This window comes from Acinetobacter sp. BD54, from assembly GCF_044778325.1.
In the GTDB taxonomy this organism is placed as follows: Bacteria; Pseudomonadota; Gammaproteobacteria; order Pseudomonadales; family Moraxellaceae; genus Acinetobacter; species Acinetobacter baumannii.
Genome location: NZ_JANJEP010000006.1, coordinates 213932 through 232148 on the forward strand (window position 1 = coordinate 213932; position 18217 = coordinate 232148).

Annotated in this window: 13 protein-coding genes; 8 read left to right on the forward strand and 5 right to left on the reverse strand. The window is 38.5% G+C overall.

Translation table 11 applies throughout. From position 1 onward, the window contains the following. Positions 1-423: 423 nt before the first annotated feature. On the forward strand, positions 424-2685 hold the full coding sequence (locus NQ782_RS12080) for an excinuclease ABC subunit UvrA (RefSeq protein ID WP_031967104.1): 2262 nt from the start codon (positions 424-426) through the stop codon (positions 2683-2685). Positions 2686-2831: 146 nt separating this feature from the next. Here NQ782_RS12080 and adeB read toward each other — a convergent pair whose 3' ends face one another. After that, the gene (adeB, locus tag NQ782_RS12085; RefSeq protein WP_086230968.1) at positions 2832-5942 is read right to left on the reverse strand and encodes a multidrug efflux RND transporter permease subunit AdeB; all 3111 of its coding nucleotides are present in this window, start codon (positions 5940-5942) and stop codon (positions 2832-2834) included. Next, positions 5939-7129 carry a multidrug efflux RND transporter periplasmic adaptor subunit AdeA gene (gene adeA / locus NQ782_RS12090; protein WP_064191312.1) on the reverse strand — a complete coding sequence of 397 codons (1191 nt, stop codon included), beginning with the start codon at positions 7127-7129 and terminating at the stop codon, positions 5939-5941. Before adeA ends, adeB begins: the two co-directional genes overlap by 4 nt. Positions 7130-7274: 145 nt before the next feature. Between adeA and adeR the strand changes: the two genes are divergently transcribed. The 3 genes from adeR (at position 7275) to adeT1 (ending at position 10242) form a co-directional block, all read left to right on the forward strand. Beyond that, on the forward strand, positions 7275-8018 hold the full coding sequence (gene adeR, locus NQ782_RS12095) for an efflux system response regulator transcription factor AdeR (RefSeq protein ID WP_016685949.1): 744 nt from the start codon (positions 7275-7277) through the stop codon (positions 8016-8018). 31 nt (positions 8019-8049) lie between these two features. Next, the gene (gene adeS, locus NQ782_RS12100) at positions 8050-9123 is read left to right on the forward strand and encodes a two-component sensor histidine kinase AdeS (RefSeq protein ID WP_032031304.1); all 1074 of its coding nucleotides are present in this window, start codon (positions 8050-8052) and stop codon (positions 9121-9123) included. 123 nt (positions 9124-9246) lie between these two features. Then, positions 9247-10242 (forward strand): putative multidrug efflux protein AdeT1, encoded by a 996-nt coding sequence (gene adeT1, locus NQ782_RS12105; RefSeq protein ID WP_057094234.1) that lies wholly within the window; start codon positions 9247-9249, stop codon positions 10240-10242. 75 nt (positions 10243-10317) lie between these two features. On the opposite strand, the gene NQ782_RS12110 is transcribed toward adeT1, so the two are convergent. Then, on the reverse strand, positions 10318-11343 hold the full coding sequence (locus NQ782_RS12110) for an AraC family transcriptional regulator (protein ID WP_057094236.1): 1026 nt from the start codon (positions 11341-11343) through the stop codon (positions 10318-10320). A 191-nt stretch (positions 11344-11534) separates the two neighbouring features. Here NQ782_RS12110 and NQ782_RS12115 point away from each other — a divergent pair, with 191 nt between their 5' ends. The 3 genes from NQ782_RS12115 to NQ782_RS12125 are packed head-to-tail and all read left to right on the forward strand — an operon-like array spanning position 11535 to position 14228. Continuing rightward, positions 11535-12449 (forward strand): alpha/beta hydrolase, encoded by a 915-nt coding sequence (locus NQ782_RS12115; RefSeq protein ID WP_032059833.1) that lies wholly within the window; start codon positions 11535-11537, stop codon positions 12447-12449. Between the two features lie 30 nt (positions 12450-12479). After that, positions 12480-13340, forward strand: a complete 861-nt coding sequence (locus NQ782_RS12120) for an SDR family NAD(P)-dependent oxidoreductase (protein WP_057094238.1) — start codon at positions 12480-12482, stop codon at positions 13338-13340. A 45-nt stretch (positions 13341-13385) separates the two neighbouring features. Beyond that, positions 13386-14228: an SDR family NAD(P)-dependent oxidoreductase gene (locus NQ782_RS12125; RefSeq protein ID WP_057094240.1), complete on the forward strand. Its 843-nt coding sequence runs from the start codon at positions 13386-13388 to the stop codon at positions 14226-14228. A gap of 47 nt (positions 14229-14275) precedes the next feature. On the opposite strand, the gene NQ782_RS12130 is transcribed toward NQ782_RS12125, so the two are convergent. After that, a complete protein-coding gene (locus NQ782_RS12130; RefSeq protein ID WP_000650722.1) occupies positions 14276-15469 on the reverse strand; it encodes a CaiB/BaiF CoA-transferase family protein in 1194 nt (397 codons plus the stop codon). 1 nt (position 15470) lies between these two features. After that, positions 15471-16409, reverse strand: a complete 939-nt coding sequence (locus NQ782_RS12135) for a hydroxymethylglutaryl-CoA lyase (protein ID WP_057094242.1) — start codon at positions 16407-16409, stop codon at positions 15471-15473. A gap of 385 nt (positions 16410-16794) precedes the next feature. On the opposite strand from NQ782_RS12135, the gene NQ782_RS12140 reads away from it, so the two are divergent. Continuing rightward, entirely contained in the window at positions 16795-18066 is a 1272-nt protein-coding gene (locus NQ782_RS12140) for a CitMHS family transporter (RefSeq protein WP_000959905.1), read from the forward strand. Positions 18067-18217 lie beyond the last annotated feature (151 nt).

The window sequence follows — 18217 nt, forward strand, 5'->3', positions numbered from 1 at the left end:
GTTAAATAAAGGATTTGGAAACCTACCATATATAAGGCTTTGCTTACTCTGTGTTGTTGCTCTAGCTACATTTGACCTTTACTGTAATCCACCACAAATTGATTAGGTATAAGTTCACTCCTAGACATGCAGCAAAACTTTATTTAATTTAATTCATAACAAATTTAAGAAATTCTCTATTACTTGTTTGGGTCAACCTTAACCCTATTAATCTAATTTAATCTGTTAGCAAAATCTGACAACATGAACTTTATACAATGTGTTTATTCATAAAACTTGTTCTTCAGTGCCCTTATTGCTTATTGATATATGGAAAAGGCTTATAAGTTAAATATTTAAACTATTTTCTTAAGAAACATATACATCCTTCTCATCAATTTTACCTTATCTTTACGCTAAATCTTTGATTTCAAGTGATCACACATGACTAAAAGAACAATAAATATTTATGGTGCCAGACAAAATAACCTTAAAAATATTTCATTGAAGATTCCTAAACATAAAATCGTTGTCTTTACTGGAGTCTCTGGTTCAGGTAAATCTTCTTTAGTTTTCGAGACTATTGGCGCAGAAGCTCAAAGACAAATTAATGAAACTCAAGATAGTTTTGTACGTAATCGCTTGCAACATTTTGGTGTTACTGACGTTGATAAAATTGAAAATTTAAATGTACCTGTGATTATTAATCAAAAACCTTTAACGGGCAATATTCGCTCAACTGTTGCAACAATTACAGATATTTATGCCAATCTTCGCTTGTTATTTTCACGTATGGGTGAGCCGTTTGTTGGATACTCTAATGTCTTTTCTTTTAATCATCCAAATGGCATGTGTCCACAATGCGAAGGTATTGGAATCGAGCAAACAATTGATATTTACAAAATATTAGATTTAGATAAATCCTTAAATGAAGAAGGTGCTATAGACTTCCCTACTTATCAACCTACAGCATGGCGTTGGACGCGATATGCAGATTCAGGTTACTTTGATTTAGATAAAAAATTAAAAGATTATAGTGAAAAAGAATGGGACTTATTTTTGTATGCTCCTCAGCACAAGCCTTTAAACCCGACAAGTAAATGGAGAAAAACCGCACTTTATGAAGGACTAATTCCCAGATTTGAGCGTAACTTTTTAAAAGGTGAAGCACAGGAAAGAAATCGTTATAGAAATAAACTTGAGCGAATTATTACAATCAAAGAATGCTCCTTATGTAAGGGACAACGGCTAAATCAAAAATCCTTATCTTGTAAGATTAACGGTAAAAATATTGCGGAATGTACGGCCCTATCCGTATCAAGGCTTTTAGAGTTTCTCGAATCGATAAAAAGTGAAAAATTTGAAACCGTTTTGCACGAAATAAAAAATAAACTCAATAACTTAAATCTCGTTGGACTCAGCTATTTAAACCTTAACCGTGTCAGCAATACATTGTCGGGAGGAGAATCACAACGAATTAAAATGGTTAAACATTTGGGTAATAGTCTGGTTGACCTACTCTATATTTTTGATGAACCAAGTATTGGCCTGCACCCCAAAGATTTAGATAATATTATTAAAATTATTCAAAAAATTAGAGATAAGGGAAATAGTGTTTTATTGGTTGAGCATGATCCTGATCTTATTAGGACAGCTGATCATGTCGTTGATATGGGGCCTCTTTCTGGTATCAACGGCGGTGAAATTATTTACCAAGGAACTTTTGAAGAATTAAAAAATTCATCAGGTTTAACAGGTGCGTTTTTTAGAAGGCCAAATACCTATAAGAAAGAACCACGTATGGGCAATGAATGGATTTCAATTAAAAATGCTCATTTATTCAATTTAAAAAATATTGATGTCGACATTCCTAAGAACTGTCTAACCGTTATTACAGGAGTCGCTGGTTCAGGAAAAAGCACATTAATAAGTAAAGTATTACCACAACAATATCCTGAAACAAAAGTTGTTGATCAATCTGCAATTACTGCAAGTATTCGCTCAAATTTATTGACCTATCTTGACCTTCTTGATCCGATTCGTCAGCTATTTGCAAAAACAAATAAAGTAAGTGCCAAGCTCTTTAGTTTTAATAGTGAAGGTGCTTGCCCTCAATGTAAAGGATCTGGTATCGAAAGGGTTGAACTTGCATTTTTAGATGATATTGAAATGACATGTGATGTTTGTCATGGTTCTGGATATGCACCTGAAGTTTTAAAATATCTTTATAAAGATAAAAATATTGCTGAAATTTTAAAAATGACGGTTGCAGAAGCAAGCAACTTTTTTGAAGATCGAATTTTACAGCAACAATTTAATTCTTTGATGAGTTTGGGGCTAGACTACATTGCAATCGGCCAACGCTTAAATACATTTTCGGGTGGTGAGCGTCAAAGGTTAAAACTCACAAAACAAATTAATGAAACAGATAATATTTTTGTATTGGATGAACCGAGTACAGGTCTACACCCTTCTGATACTGAAAAACTAATTAGTTTATTAAATAACTTAGTTGAGAAAGGCAACACAATCATTGTGATTGAACACAACTTAGACATCATAAGTCAAGCCGACTGGATTGTTGATATTGGTCCTTTGGCGGGTGACAAAGGTGGTGAATTGGTATTCTCAGGAACTGTTAGCGGTTTGCTTTCAGCAGAAAAATCTTTAACAGGTTATTATTTGAAAAAATATTTAGAGCTGTAAAAAAATATAGGCTAGTCTGACTTTTTATATAAATTTAAAACCCCAAAGACTATAAATGGCTGACATTTATTAGTTAGTAATATTCTCTCATTCAGATCAGTAAAAATGCATCAGAGGAAATTGGTATTTCCCCTGATGCATTGAACTTAAGATGAGATTTTTTTCTTAGATGAAAATAGCTTTTCTACGGCGCCCAAAATGAAGATGAAAAACACGGGAACAAAGAAAATAGCCAGAATGGTTGCTGAAATCATGCCACCAAAAACCCCTGTGCCTAAAGCATGTTGAGTTTCTGAACTTGCACCTGAGGCAATCACCAAAGGAATTACACCACACGTAAATGCAAGTGATGTCATCAGGATTGGCCGTAAGCGAAGTTTGGCTGCGGCAACAGTGGCTTCAATCAAACTCATGCCTTCTTCTTTCAGCATTTTCGCAAATTCAACAATCAAAATCGCATTCTTTGCCGATAGACCAATAATGGTAATTAGCCCGATTTTGAAGAACACATCATTCATTAACCCCCTAGACATAATGGCAATGATTGCTCCAAAAATACCGAGTGGCACAACCAGCATCACAGAAAGTGGAATTGCCCAGCTTTCATAGAGTGCAGCCAAGACAAGGAAGACAACTAACATGGATAAACCAAGTAAAAAGGCCATTTGTGATTCAGACTGCTTTTCCTGTAAGGAAATACCTGTCCACTCGTAGCCAATACCTTTCGGTAATTTCGCAATCAGTTGTTCCATTTCACGCATTGCTTCACCCGATGACGTATCGAAGTTAGGAATACCAGCAATACTCAAAGATGGTCGTCCGTTATAACGATTATATTGTTGTGGTGCCTTATTCCATTGTGGCGTTACAACTTCTGATAACGAGACTAATTGACCGCTTGAACCCATGACTTTCAGATTCAAGATATCTTTCAATTGCATACGTGATTTAGCCTCAACTTGTACAATGACTTGTTGCATACGTCCTTGATTAGGGAAGTCATTGATATACATTGAACCCATCGAGGTAGAAATGATGTCTGAAACATCAGAAAACTTAACACCAAGTGCACTAAGCTTTTTACGGTCAATTTTTAAAGAAATATTGTCACCTTGTGGCAACCCTTCATTCCAAACCATATAGAACTTTTTATTCTTGGCTGCCATTGCCATAAGTTCATCTTGAGCAGCCAGTAAAGCAGGCATACCTAAGTTAGCGCGGTCTTGTAAACGTAAACTGAAACCTGAAAAAGTACCTAACTCATCAATAGCGGGTGGTAATACGGCCATGGTCTCACCTTCCGTACTGTTCGCCATAGAAGAATTAACGTCGCTTGTCATCTTGGATGCAGAGCTAGTCCGTTCTTTGAAGTCTTTAAGTGTCGTAAATGCCACAGCTACATTTTGTCCTGCACCACTAAAACCCCATCCCAAAATGGTGGTATTACTTTTTACATCGGGATTATCTTTCAAATTATTTTCAAATTGATTGACTACGTTCCGAGTACGCTCTGCAGTTGCATCTGAAGGTAGTTGGAACGAAGTCATGAACCAGCCTTGATCTTCCTCTGGCATAAATGCTGTTGGCCAATATTTCATTCCGGCAAAGGTAATACCGGTAATTACTAAAAAGATCACCATCATTGGAACTGTATGTTTGATAATTTTAAGCAGCATCAATTCATACTTTTTAGTGACTTTATCGAAACTACGATCAAACCATGCAAAGAAGCCCTTCTTCTGATGATGCCCATCGATTGGCTTTAAGATCGTGGCACAAAGTGCAGGTGTTAAAATGAGTGCCAATAGCGCTGAAAATAAAATAGATACTGACATGGTCAAGGTAAACTGTTTATAGATTACCCCTACAGAACCACTCGCAAATGCCATAGGTAAAAATACTGCCGCCAATACCAGCGTAATACCAATAATCGGGCTGGTAATCTCTTTCATTGCTTTAGAGGTTGCATCTTTAGGCGATAATCCTTCTGTCGCCATAATCCTTTCTACGTTTTCAACGACAACAATGGCATCGTCGACAATAATCCCGATGGCAAGTACCATACCGAACATGGTGAGTACGTTAATTGAAAAGCCGGCAAGCAACATCACGGTAAAAGTACCGAGTAAGGCAATAGGCGCCACAATCGCTGGAATAAGCGTATAGCGGACATTATGTAAAAATAGATACATCACAATGAAAACCAGAACCATGGCTTCAAGTAATGTATGTATTACCTTTTCAATTGAAATTTTGACAAACGGCGCGGTGTCGTAAGGAATACTAAACTCCATGCCTTCCGGTAAATTTAGCTTCAATTCTTCAATTTTTGCTCGAACACCTTCGGCAGTTTTCACGGCGTTAGCACCCGGGCTTAATTGAATTGCTGCCGCGGTAGCAGGCTTACCATTTTCCAAAATGGCAAAGTTATATGCTTGTGAACCTATTTCTACATTGGCAACATCAGATAACTTAATTACGCTTCCGTTAGTTTTACTTTTTAAGCTGATATTTTTAAATTGCTCGAGACTAGACAATTGCCCTTGAGCCGACAACGGAATAGTAATGAGCTGGCCTTTTTCAGCTGGTAAATCACCAAGTCGGCCGGGTGCAATTTCGACATTATTTTCACGAATGGCATTATTCACATCACTAATCGATAAACCGTAAGAAACAAGCTTATTCGGGTCGACCCAAATACGCATAGCTTTCTCGGCACCGAAAGATTGAACCTTCCCTACACCTTCGACACGTTTTAGCTCTTCTACAACATTTCGAACCAAATAATCACTCAAATCAACTTCGGAATATTGATTATTTGGAGAGTTAATCCCGACCAGCATTAAAAATCCGGACGATGAAGCCTCAACCTGTAAGCCTTGCTGGCGTACAACTTGCGGCAAGCGAGCTTCTACAGCCTTGATTTTATTTTGAACGTCGACCTGAGCCATTTCCACATCTGTGCCCGGTTTAAACGTAGCGGTAATCTCTGCTGTACCGGAAGTATCTGTTGTCGCACTATAGTAGAGTAGATTTTTTACACCCGATAATTCGCGCTCAATTAAGGTTACAACGCTATCGTTAATGGTTTTAGCTGTAGCACCAGGATAAGTCGCACTAATATTCACCTGTGGCGGGGCCACACTTGGAAAACGTGCAATTGGCAGTTTAGGAATACTCAGCAATCCAAATATAATAATGAAGATCGCGATAACCCAAGCAAAAACGGGGCGACGAATAAAAAATTGTGACATCATGGTTGTGCTCCCTCAGCTATAGAAGTTTTGGTTTCTACACTTGAAGCATGATTTGCGACGGCTGGTGCTTTCCATGCTGCCAATGTCAATTTTTGATTTGGCTTAATACGCTCAATACCTTCAACAACGACTTTGTCACCGACTTTCAAGCCTTTGTTAGCGATATAGAACTGCTCATATTGCTGTCCAATTTCGATAGGACGAATTTCCGCTGTACCTTGGGCGTTGATGACATATACCTGAGGCTCGCCACTGATATTACGTTGGATCGCTTGCGCCGGAACCAATAGCGCTTGAGGAATAGAAGCACGATCAATATTGACACGCACATACATGCCCGGAAGTAATTTTCGTTCAGTGTTATTAACTTCAATACGGAATGTGACATCGCCCGTTTCCGGGTCAACATTAATATCTTCAAACAACATTTTTGCTGTGACGTTATAAGGTTGCCCGTGGCTATTGGTAATACGAACGGTTTTGTCACTATTTGCTGATAATTCACCGCTTTGTAGCGCAGCTTGTAAGCGCTCATACTCACTAACTGATTGCTTAACATCAACATAGACTTTATCAATCTGTTGAATAGTTGCCATCGTATTGGTATCGCCCTGACCGACCAATGCACCTTCAGTGACAAAAGATTGCCCAATACGCCCAGAAATAGGCGCTCGAACTGTTGCATATTGCAGATTCAAGTTTTGTCTGGCCAGCAATGCTTTCATTTGAGCCACATCGGCTAGAGCCTGACGATACTGAGCTTGAGCATTACTTACTTCTTGCTTACTAATTGCATTACTTGGTAATAGCTGCTCATAACGTTCTAACTGAACTTTGAGTCTTGCCACCTCAGCTTCAGCTTTATTGAGAGAAGCTCTATTGCTATTTACATCAGCCTCAAAAGTCTCGGAATTAATTTTATATAAGGCTTGCCCTGCTCTAACTTCACTACCTTGTTTAAATAGAACCTTTTCAATGATACCTCCGACTTGCGGACGGATTTCCGCCGTACGGAATGCATGTACACGTGCAGGAAGATTTTCACTAAAATTTACCGATTGCGGTTGAATGCTTAATACACTGACTTTAGCCGGTGGTGGCTCAGCTTGAGCGACTTCTTTTGAATCACACCCCTGTAATATCAGCCCAATAGATAAAAATAAAGGAAGTAAAAGATGCTTTTGCATACTGTCCAAACCTAGTGAGTTTTTGATGTTCGTATTATTTTTGATGAGTGTGTAGGGATAATCACTAAAGTGTGGAGTAAGTGTGGAGAAATACCGATAATTTGGCGTATGATGAGTTGAAGCACTTTCTATAGCCAGATTTTCTATGTTTGATCATTCTTTTTCTTTTGATTGCCAAGATAAAGTTATTCTTGTGGTAGAAGATGACTACGATATTGGCGACATTATTGAAAATTATTTAAAACGTGAAGGCATGAGTGTTATTCGGGCTATGAATGGAAAGCAAGCGATTGAATTGCACGCTAGCCAACCCATCGATTTAATATTACTTGATATTAAATTACCCGAATTAAACGGTTGGGAAGTATTAAATAAAATACGCCAAAAAGCTCAGACTCCCGTGATCATGTTGACGGCGCTAGATCAAGATATTGATAAAGTTATGGCATTACGCATAGGTGCAGATGACTTTGTGGTGAAGCCTTTTAATCCAAATGAAGTCGTCGCTAGAGTTCAAGCAGTCTTAAGAAGAACTCAATTTGCAAACAAGGCAACTAATAAGAATAAAATCTATAAAAATATTGAAATTGATACCGACACTCATAGCGTTTATATACACTCTGAGAATAAGAAGATCTTGCTTAATCTGACGCTGACTGAATATAAAATTATTTCATTCATGATTGACCAGCCTCATAAAGTTTTTACGCGCGGAGAACTTATGAATCAATGCATGAATGATAGCGATGCACTAGAGCGAACCGTAGATAGCCATGTAAGTAAGCTGAGAAAAAAACTAGAAGAACAAGGCATATTTCAAATGTTAATTAATGTGCGTGGCGTGGGATATAGGCTAGATAATCCCCTAGCTGTAAAAGATGACGCCTAAATAATATTAAAAAATAGCTAGGGAATATTTTATGAAAAGTAAGTTAGGAATTAGTAAGCAACTTTTTATTGCCTTAACTATTGTGAATTTAAGCGTTACGCTATTTTCAGTAGTACTGGGTTATGTCATTTATAACTATGCAATTGAAAAAGGCTGGATTAGTTTAAGCTCATTTCAACAAGAAGATTGGACCAGTTTTCATTTTGTAGACTGGATTTGGTTAGCCACTGTTATCTTTTGCGGCTGTATTATTTCATTAGTGATTGGCATGCGCCTCGCAAAGCGTTTTATTGTGCCAATTAACTTCTTAGCCGAAGCAGCAAAAAAAATTAGTCACGGCGACCTCTCTGCTAGAGCTTACGATAATAGAATTCACTCCGCCGAAATGTCGGAGCTTTTATATAATTTTAATGATATGGCTCAAAAGCTAGAGGTTTCCGTCAAAAATGCGCAGGTTTGGAATGCGGCCATCGCACATGAGTTAAGAACGCCTATAACGATCTTACAAGGCCGTTTACAAGGCATCATCGACGGCGTTTTTAAACCTGATGAAGTTCTATTTAAAAGTCTTTTAAATCAAGTTGAAGGTTTATCTCACTTAGTCGAAGACTTACGGACTTTAAGCTTAGTAGAGAACCAGCAACTCCGGTTAAATTATGAATTGTTTGACTTTAAGGCGGTAGTTGAAAAAGTTCTTAAAGCATTTGAAGACCGTTTGGATCAAGCTAAGCTAGTACCAGAACTTGACCTAACGTCCACTCCTGTATATTGCGACCGCCGTCGTATTGAGCAAGTTTTAATTGCTTTAATTGATAATGCGATTCGCTATTCAAATGCAGGCAAACTTAAAATTTCCTCGGAAGTGGTATCACAAAACTGGATATTAAAAATTGAGGATGAAGGCCCCGGCATTGCAACCGAGTTCCAGGACGATTTATTTAAGCCTTTCTTTAGATTAGAAGAATCAAGGAATAAAGAATTTGGCGGCACAGGTTTAGGTCTTGCTGTTGTACATGCAATTATTGTGGCACTGAAAGGCACTATTCAATATAGCAATCAAGGCTCGAAAAGTGTTTTCACCATAAAAATTCCTATGAATAACTAAATAACCTCCTGACCCTAAGTTCTCTTTTGACTTTTTCACTTAAAATTTTTATTGAAATGCCATATCTAACCTTACCAAGATTTATAAAATAATTTTTATAATTTAAATAATGGATAACTAGATATGGATCGTTTTAAAGCTATTTTACTTATTACAAGTACATGTTTAACAACAACTCTTTACGCCAAACAACAAGTCGTCTGTGTGTTTGACCCAATTGGTAAATCGGGAGACGCTTTCGCTTTAGCCAAAGATTATGCACTTGAAGCCAAAAATTGGGGAGCTGATCTATCTTTAAAAGCATATGTTGATGAACGTGTAGCTGCTGAAGATTTGAAAGTTGGAAAATGTGATGGCGCTATTATTAGCGGTTTACGTGGCCGTCAGTTTAATAAATATACAGGATCTTTAGATGCTGTTGGTGCATTAACAAATATGAAAACGGCGATTAATGCCTATAAGCTATTGTCCTCACCCATGGCCGCAAAGAACATGGTGGTAGGTCCTTATGAAATTGCAGGTTTAGGCACAATTGGTCCAGCCTATTTATTTGTAAATGATAGAAGTATAAATACTCTCGCCAAAGCTGCCGGTAAAAAAATTGGGGTATTTAAATACGATGAAGCCCAACCAAAGCTTGTTCAACATGTCGGGGGTCAGGCTATATCGGTAGACGTTACCAATGCCGGTGCAAAATTTAATAACCATGAAATTGATATTGTGCCCGCTCCTATTGTTGCGTTTAAACCTTTTGAACTCTACAAAGGTTTAGGTGAGAAAGGAGCAATTGTTCGTTTTCCTTTGACTCAAATTTCAGCAAACTTCATTATTCGTAAAGACCAATTCCCTGCGGGTTTTGGGCAAAAGTCTCGAACTTGGGTAGCCAGCCAACTCAATAGAACGTTTGGCATTATTGCTAAATATGAAAGTGATATTCCTTCAAAATATTGGATGGATATTCCTAAAAATGAACAATTAAACTATATGAAAATGATGCGCGAGGCTCGTATACAGCTAACCAAAGCAGGTATCTACGACCCAAAAATGATGAACTTTTTGAAAAAAGTAAGATGTAAAGAAAACCCAAGTAATTTTGAATGTGCATTAAATGATGAATGAACACTCAAAACATCTGCATATCTTTTTTAAAGCATTTGTATAGACTTAAAAGGTAGAACTTATAGTATGAAAGTTCTACCTTAACTCATTCATTTCTTCTCTAGCTTGTTGTGGTGTTTTACCCGACCACTCTTTATAAGCCCGTGTAAATGGACTGTGCTCGGCATAACCTAACAGTAAGGCTATTTCTACAATTTGTAGCCTTAGATCCTTTAAATACGATTTTGCCAATTCGTAACGAACAGTATTTAATTCTTTCCGAAAATTCGTACCTGCCTCGGTTAAACGGCGTTGCAAGGTTCTACGTGAATAATTTAATCGCTCTGCAAGCTGTTCAATAGTTGGTTCGCCTTGATGAAGTAAATAAGCAATCTGTTTACGAACTTGATCTGTAATTTCATCAATATGTGGCAGACTTGCCAGTAACTTGTCAGCATGTTTTTCTAGTATGGCAACTAAGGCCGCGTCGGAGTTTTTAAGCGGTAGACTTAAGATTTCCTTACCAAAACGCATAAGTGCCACGGGTTGCTCAAAAAGCACAGGACAACCAAAATACTCCTCATAAGGCTGAACATTTTCAGGCCGTTCATGAATAAAATGTATTTCTTTAAGTCTTTCTTTTCCTCTAATGAGACTACGGCAAAACTGAACTATAACGGTACGGCCAGTTTCATCCGATAAAGGGCCGACTTGCTCACCTTTTGTATCCCATGAAAGCTCTACATATTCAGTATAAATACGAACAGTGGCAGGATAAACATCATAGACAAGCCGCTGATATCGTTCAAACCTTTCTAAAACCGCCCGCAGATTTTCACAAGCAAGAAATACTGACCCTAATACACCCAGATGCTGAGCTGTAATGGTTTGCCCCACATGTAAACCAATGAAAGGGTCATTTAAATAATCTTTAGCAATAATGAGAAGACTTTCCCAATGATCGATATCTACGCCTTCTAAATGATTTGAATCTGCTTTAGGCCATGGTTCACCCAGCACCTTTTCTGGGTCATGTCCTAGTTTTTCCAGATATTCAAATAATAACTGAACATAGATTTCAGAAATCCTTCTTCTATACAACGGCTTATTCAATCCATTCATTTCGTATAGTTCTAATTTGGCGCCAATTATCAATTAGTGTACTTAAAGCTTTCAAGCAAAAGCAAATAACTAAAAATACCTGCTCAATCCAAATTTTGGCGCAAAGTGTCAAGCAATATGGCAGCTTTCATCAAGCCCTATCTCATTATTTTTTAGAAGATAGCGTTATAGCCAATATTGAGAAAAATACAATGGGTAAAAGTCTAAATAATGTGCCCCAAGCACCACTTGATGTTCAGTTTAATTCAAATGGCATGAAATGCAGCGCCTATTTATATCGTCCAGCGACCGAGGCCACTACACCAATTATTGTAATGGCGCACGGTCTGGGTGGTACTCGAAGAATGCGTTTAACAGCTTTTGCAGAGCGCTTTGTGGCAGAGGGTTATGCTTGTTTAGTGTTTGATTATCGCTATTTTGGTGATAGCGAAGGACAACCTCGACAATTACTAGATATAAAAAGTCAGCTCGAAGACTGGAAAGCTGCCATTGCCTATGCACGTAGCCTAGACAAAATTGACCCAAACCGCGTCGTTATATGGGGGACTTCTTTTGGTGGAGGCCATGTGCTGGCAACAGCTGCTGATGATAACCGACTTGCTGCTGTTATATCCCAATGCCCCTTCACTGATGGTTTCTCATCTAGCATGGCAATGAACCCAATAACGACCCTCAAGCTCACGGGACTCGCTTTAAAAGACAAGATTGGATCATTGTTCGGCGCCAAGCCAGTCATGGTGCCTCTTGCAGCGCCATCAGGACATACAGCATTAATGAATGCACCTGATGCTTATTCAGGCTATCTCGCACTCATGCCTTCAGGTTCAAATATTCCGAACTATGTCGCTGCACGTTTTGTACTCGACATCATACGCTATTACCCGGGCCGTAAGACATCACGTATTCAAGCGCCCGTATTGTTTTGTGTCTGTGATACCGACTCTGTTGCCCCCTCAAAAACAACATTGCGTCATGCAAGCCATACACCCAATCATGAAATTAAGCACTACGCCGATGGTCATTTTGAAATTTACGTTGGAGAAGCTTTTGAGCGTGTTGTTCGTGATCAGATCGACTTTCTTAAACGCATCGTTCCAGTCAAGTAACAGTAAATTTAAAATATTTGGAAAAAGACCATGAAATATGACCTGAACAAAAAAGTTGTTTTAATTACAGGAGCCGCTGGAGGGATTGGTGCAGCAACAGCCCGTGAATTTTATGCATTAGGTGCAAACTTGGTACTCACCGATATGCAACAGGAAGCTGTAGAAAAGCTTGCATCTGAATTTGAGGCGTCTCGTGTTTTACCATTAGCGCTAGACGTTACTGATGCAGTAGCCACAAAAGATGTAGTCCAGAAAACAATAAAACACTTTGGACACCTAGATATAGCTTTCGCCAATGCAGGTATCTCATGGCGTGATGGTGCTTCGACAATTGCTAGCTGTGATGAAGCTGAGTTCGATAAAATTGTTGAGGTTGATTTACTGGGTGTCTGGCGTACAGTCCGTGCCGCCTTACCAGAGGTGACCCGTAACAAAGGACAAATCCTCATAACCTCTTCTGTTTATTGCTTCGTCAATGGAATGGCAAATGCTCCATATGCGGCTTCAAAGGCGGCAGTAGAAATGCTCGAACGCTGTCTCCGTACAGAGATTGCATATACCGGTGCAACCGCTAGTGTTGTCTATCCAGGCTGGACAGCAACACCAATCGCTAAGGTTGCCTTTGGGGGTAATGCAACTGTAACGAAGATGATTGAAGCAGCATTTCCGGCATGGTTACGCAAGCCTATTTCTCCGGAATATATGGCACAAGCAATTGTAAAAGGTGTACAACGCCGACAGCCACGGATTTTTGCTCCAGTGCGCTGGGTTCCGTTCTCGATATTACGCGGAATGTTTAGTGCAGCTAGTGATGCAATGGTTATCCGCCACAAGAAATTGCAGGGATTACTTCAACAACTTGAAAGTGAATCTAAACCTGTCCAGAAATAATCCATTGACTTAAAGCTCATTTATAAAAATGTCTGGAAATCTGATATGTCTAAGTACAAATTAAAAGATAAAGTTGTGGTCATCACAGGTTCAACAGGTGGACTAGGACTTGCGATTGCCCAAGCATTACAAGCCAAAGGCGCAAAACTAGCACTCCTAGATTTAGACCTTAACAAAGTTGAAAGTCAGGCAAAACAGCTAGGTGGACAAAGTATTGCCGCAGGTTGGGTAGCCGATGTACGCTCTTTGGAAAGCCTAGAAACGGCTATGGCAAATGCAGCTCAACACTTCGGTAAAATTGATGTGGTGATTGCAAATGCTGGCATAGCTTCAACCGAAGCACTAGAACATATGGCACCAGAAACTTTTGAAAGAACGATTGATATTAACCTTACTGGAGTATTTCGTACTTTTCGCGCAGCTATACAGTATGTAAAACAAACTCAGGGATACTTACTGGCTGTATCTTCAATGGCAGCTTTCGTCCACTCCCCATTAAACACTCACTATACTTCGAGTAAAGCAGGCGTCTGGGCTTTATGCGATAGCCTTCGACTAGAATTAAAATATTTAAATGTAGGCGTTGGTAGCCTTCATCCAACTTTCTTTAAAACACCATTAATGGACAATATTCAAAATGACCCAGCAGGTAAAACTGTGTGGAAAGGCAACTCGGGTATTTGGAAATATATCTCTATTGAAGAAGTTATCTCGGGTGTAGTTGAAAGTATAGAACGGCGTAAAGATATGACAGTTGTACCTAAAATAAATACCCCGATTGCGAAAGCACCCGCATTGTTTAGAAATGTGATTGAGTTTTTAGGTTTCAACCGTAAACAGCTTAAGCAGACCATGCTCTTGGCAGAGAAAAACCATAATTCATTTTAGGTCTCAAGAAATAAATGGGCTACATGGTTTGTAGCCCATTTTAGCAATTAGTTAGATTTAATAACTTGCGAATCAGTAAGTTCTTTGATTTTGGCTTGGTCATAACCTAAAGAGGTAAGCACTTCAAAGGTATCTTCACCCACTTCTGGCACATTTTGACGAACACCGAAACGTTGTCCATTCATCGTAAATGGTAATAAAGGAACCTTTACTTGCTTACCATTTTCCAGAACTACTTTCCCCATCCCTCCTGATTCATTTAAGTGAATATCTTCAAATAAATCTTCTGGGCGTTGGATTGGAGAAAAAGGTAAACCAGCCTGTTCACATAGCTCCATTACCTTTGTTTTGTCTAATTGGCTAAGCGTCTCACGAATAATGGGATGGATTTGCTCACGTGCTTTTACACGTTGGTTATTTTGAGCAAAATCCGGATTATTTTTTAGGTTTTCTAAGCCAAAAGCATCACAGAATGCAATCCACTGTGAGTCCGTTACAACACCAATAAAGACTTGTTCATTATTTTTCGTGTTGAAAACATCATATACAGCCCAAGCTGAAACACGATTTGGCATTGGAGCGACGGGCTTATCTGTAACCGCTCTTTGCATCATGTGCTGTGCAACTAAAAATGCAGAATTTTCGAATAAACCTGTTTCAACAAGTTGACCTTGGCCAGTTAATTGGCGTTGGTATAAAGCTGCCACGATTGAGTAGGCGCAGAACATTCCGCCCATCACATCATTAACAGATGCTCCAGCACGTAATGGACGTCCCACTGGACCCGTCATATACGCAAGCCCAGTCATCATTTGTACGACTTCATCCAAAGCAGTCCGATGTTCATAAGGACCGGGTAAAAAACCTTTCATTGAACCATAAATAATATCAGGCTTAATTGATTTAACCCCTTCATAATCGAGTCCTAGTTTTTTCATCGCTCCGGGTCTAAAGTTTTCAATCACAACATCCGCTGTTTTAATTAGATCCTTAATAAGTGACATTCCTTTTTCACTTTTAATATCAACTGACAAACTTTTTTTATTGCGATTGTAAGTCATCCAGTAGCCAGCACCTGACCCCATAAGTCTGCGAGTGTTGTCACCTTGTGGCAATGGTTCAATCTTAATGACTTCAGCACCTAAATCTGCGAGAAGTAAACCACATGCAGGCCCCATAACCATATGTACGAATTCTAAAACTCGGATTCCAGCCAGTGGAAGTTTCTTATCATCTTTCATGTTATTGGTCCTTTGCATATTTGAAGTTTTTACCTACGCCTGCATCTGGAATAAATCCGTAAAGTGGCTCTCCCGGTATGCCTTGCTTTAACCATTCACGAGCTTCAACAAGTCGATCGATATCAATACCAGTGCGTAATCCCATGCTTTCTAGCAGGTAAACTAAATCTTCAGTGACAATATTGCCTGATGCACCGGGTGCATATGGACAACCACCAATCCCACCTTGTGAGGCATCAAATGTAGTCACACCTACTTCAATTGCAGCTAAAACATTTGCCAGACCTTGTCCACGCGTATTATGAAAATGGGCGCTACCCGCTAAATTACCGACTTCCTGTTTTAATTTTTTAAATAGACTACGGACTTGAACAGGATTTGCATATCCAACCGTATCTGCTAGGCCAATCTCATCTACACCTAATTGGGCCATTCGTTGGGCCATCGTGAGGACTTCATTTTCTGTAACTACACCTTGAATGGTGCAGCCGAAAACTGTGGATAGACCTGCTTCTATTAATATTTCGGGATATTTTTCATTTCTAAGCTGAACAATTGAATTTACTTCTTCATAAACTTCAGCATGCGTTTTACGGACATTTGAAAGTGAATGAGGTTCACTCACTGAGACAGGGATCGTAATTTTTTGAACCCCTGCGTTAAATGCATTTTCGGCGCCCTTTAGGTTTGGAACTAAAGCGGTCACGAATACGTCTTTTAAAGTCAAAGTGTGTTTAACCAGCTCTCCACAATCCGCCATTTGTGGCAGCAATTTTGGAGATACAAAAGATCCAACTTCTATTTCAGTTAATCCTGCTTGAGCTAAAGCTGAAATCCATTTTTTCTTCATATCGGTTGGCATGGTTTGTTTAATACTTTGCAAACCATCGCGAGGTCCAACCTCACTCACCAATATATCGATGTCCTTTGAATGGCTCATATGCTTACATTTCCTATTGCACAAGAATATTTTTACATACAACGCAGAGGCGTTCTATCTAATAGAACACAGTTCTATTTTTAATGCAAACTAAAATTTTATTGCTCTCTGGCGAATTTAATTAATTTTTAAAAAGACTTGACATGACACAGAATTAACTAAAAAATAATATTAAATAGAACATCGTTCTGTAGAGTAGAACATCAAAAAGGTTATATGAAGATTTTTGTATGGCTAAAAGATCTACCCACTAAAGATAGATTTTTTTATTGATTCCTCTATTGTCTCCATCTTAACTACAGATTTGAAATATTGCTGTAAATCGATGTTTTATAGACACTAATTTCACTTAAAATTTATTTTTAAGTAAATCAAGGATTGATTTATGTTAGTCTTTTTAAGTTACAGCATGATCGCTGTATTTATGTATGCTGTAATGTCGAAACGCTTATCTGCGCTTACAGCTTTAGTAATTATTCCAGTAATTTTTGCTCTTCTGACTGGTCATGTCGCGGACATGAGTAGCATGATGATTGATGGAATCAAATTACTTGCTCCCACTGGCATCATGATTACCTTTGCAATTCTATATTTTTGCATGATGACAGATGCCGGCCTGTTTAATCCTCTTATTCAATTCATCATTAAAATTGTTAAAGGCGACCCGTTAAAAATTGTTGTGGGCACAGGTATTCTTGGAATTTGTGTCGGGCTAGATGGTGATGGCGCAACGACTTATATTATTGTCGCAACAGCCTTATTACCTTTGTACAAAAAAATTGGAATCCGCCCACAAGTCATGGCAACAGTTCTATTACTGTCAATTGGGGTAATGAATATTTTACCTTGGGCTGGTCCATTTTCTAGAGCTGCGAGCGCACTTAAAGTCGACCCAACTGGACTCTTTTTACAAATGTTGCCCGTGATGTGTGCGGGTCTTATTTGGGTCATATTTGTCGCTTTTTACTTGGGTTTAAAAGAAAGAAAGCGTTTAGGTATTCATGAAATTAAACCAGATGACGATCTTATCCATCATGAACAAAATACGAAAAGCTGGAAATCATGGTTCAACCTGATTCTTACTATTCTTCTGGTTTTTTCAATGATTAAAGGTTATTTACCTTTAGCGCCTCTGTTCATTTTGGCATTCTGTATCGGTTTAGTGGTTAACTTCCCAGAACTTTCTGAACAGAAAAAATTAGTCGCGAAATATGCAGATAGCGTTTTAGCGGTTTCTTCTCTGATCTTTGCTGCGGGTATTTTTGTAGGAATCATGACAGGTACAGGCATGATCGAAGCTATTGCTCAGCATCTCATCTCAATTATTCCTGAATCGTCTGGATCTTATTTATCATCGATTACTGCTTTTATCAGCATGCCATTTACCTATATTTTGACGAATGATGCGTTTTATTTTGGAATTTTACCTATTCTTGCTGAAACTGCTTCACATTATGGGATCAGTGCAAATGAAATGGCTATCGCAAGTTTAATTGGACAACCTATTCATTTGTTAAGCCCAATGGTTGCCTCTACTTATCTATTATGTTCTTTAACCAATGTAGATTATGGTGAAAATCAAAAGGCATCCATACTCTGGTGTACTGGAACCTGCCTAGTGATGTATGTTGCGGCTCTAGTTATCGGCCTTATATAAATTAATAAAAGTGCTTTCAAAATTTGAAGGCACTTTTTACATTCTTCTATGTTTTATCTCGCCACACGCTGACATTCACTAAAAAATCTATTTCATCTTTTAAATTACAGCTATACTTATTTATTCCTAAAACACTTAAATTTAATTGAGT

Coding starts and splice junctions, on each gene's coding strand:
- adeA (WP_064191312.1), bottom strand. CDS start 7,129: ATGCAAAAGCATCTTTTACTTCCTTTATTTTTATCTATTGGGCTGATA.
- NQ782_RS12130 (WP_000650722.1), bottom strand. CDS start 15,469: ATGAAAGATGATAAGAAACTTCCACTGGCTGGAATCCGAGTTTTAGAA.
- adeS (WP_032031304.1), top strand. CDS start 8,050: ATGAAAAGTAAGTTAGGAATTAGTAAGCAACTTTTTATTGCCTTAACT.
- adeB (WP_086230968.1), bottom strand. CDS start 5,942: ATGATGTCACAATTTTTTATTCGTCGCCCCGTTTTTGCTTGGGTTATC.
- NQ782_RS12110 (WP_057094236.1), bottom strand. CDS start 11,343: ATGAATGGATTGAATAAGCCGTTGTATAGAAGAAGGATTTCTGAAATC.
- NQ782_RS12120 (WP_057094238.1), top strand. CDS start 12,480: ATGAAATATGACCTGAACAAAAAAGTTGTTTTAATTACAGGAGCCGCT.
- adeT1 (WP_057094234.1), top strand. CDS start 9,247: ATGGATCGTTTTAAAGCTATTTTACTTATTACAAGTACATGTTTAACA.
- adeR (WP_016685949.1), top strand. CDS start 7,275: ATGTTTGATCATTCTTTTTCTTTTGATTGCCAAGATAAAGTTATTCTT.
- NQ782_RS12080 (WP_031967104.1), top strand. CDS start 424: ATGACTAAAAGAACAATAAATATTTATGGTGCCAGACAAAATAACCTT.
- NQ782_RS12135 (WP_057094242.1), bottom strand. CDS start 16,409: ATGAGCCATTCAAAGGACATCGATATATTGGTGAGTGAGGTTGGACCT.
- NQ782_RS12140 (WP_000959905.1), top strand. CDS start 16,795: ATGTTAGTCTTTTTAAGTTACAGCATGATCGCTGTATTTATGTATGCT.
- NQ782_RS12125 (WP_057094240.1), top strand. CDS start 13,386: ATGTCTAAGTACAAATTAAAAGATAAAGTTGTGGTCATCACAGGTTCA.
- NQ782_RS12115 (WP_032059833.1), top strand. CDS start 11,535: ATGGGTAAAAGTCTAAATAATGTGCCCCAAGCACCACTTGATGTTCAG.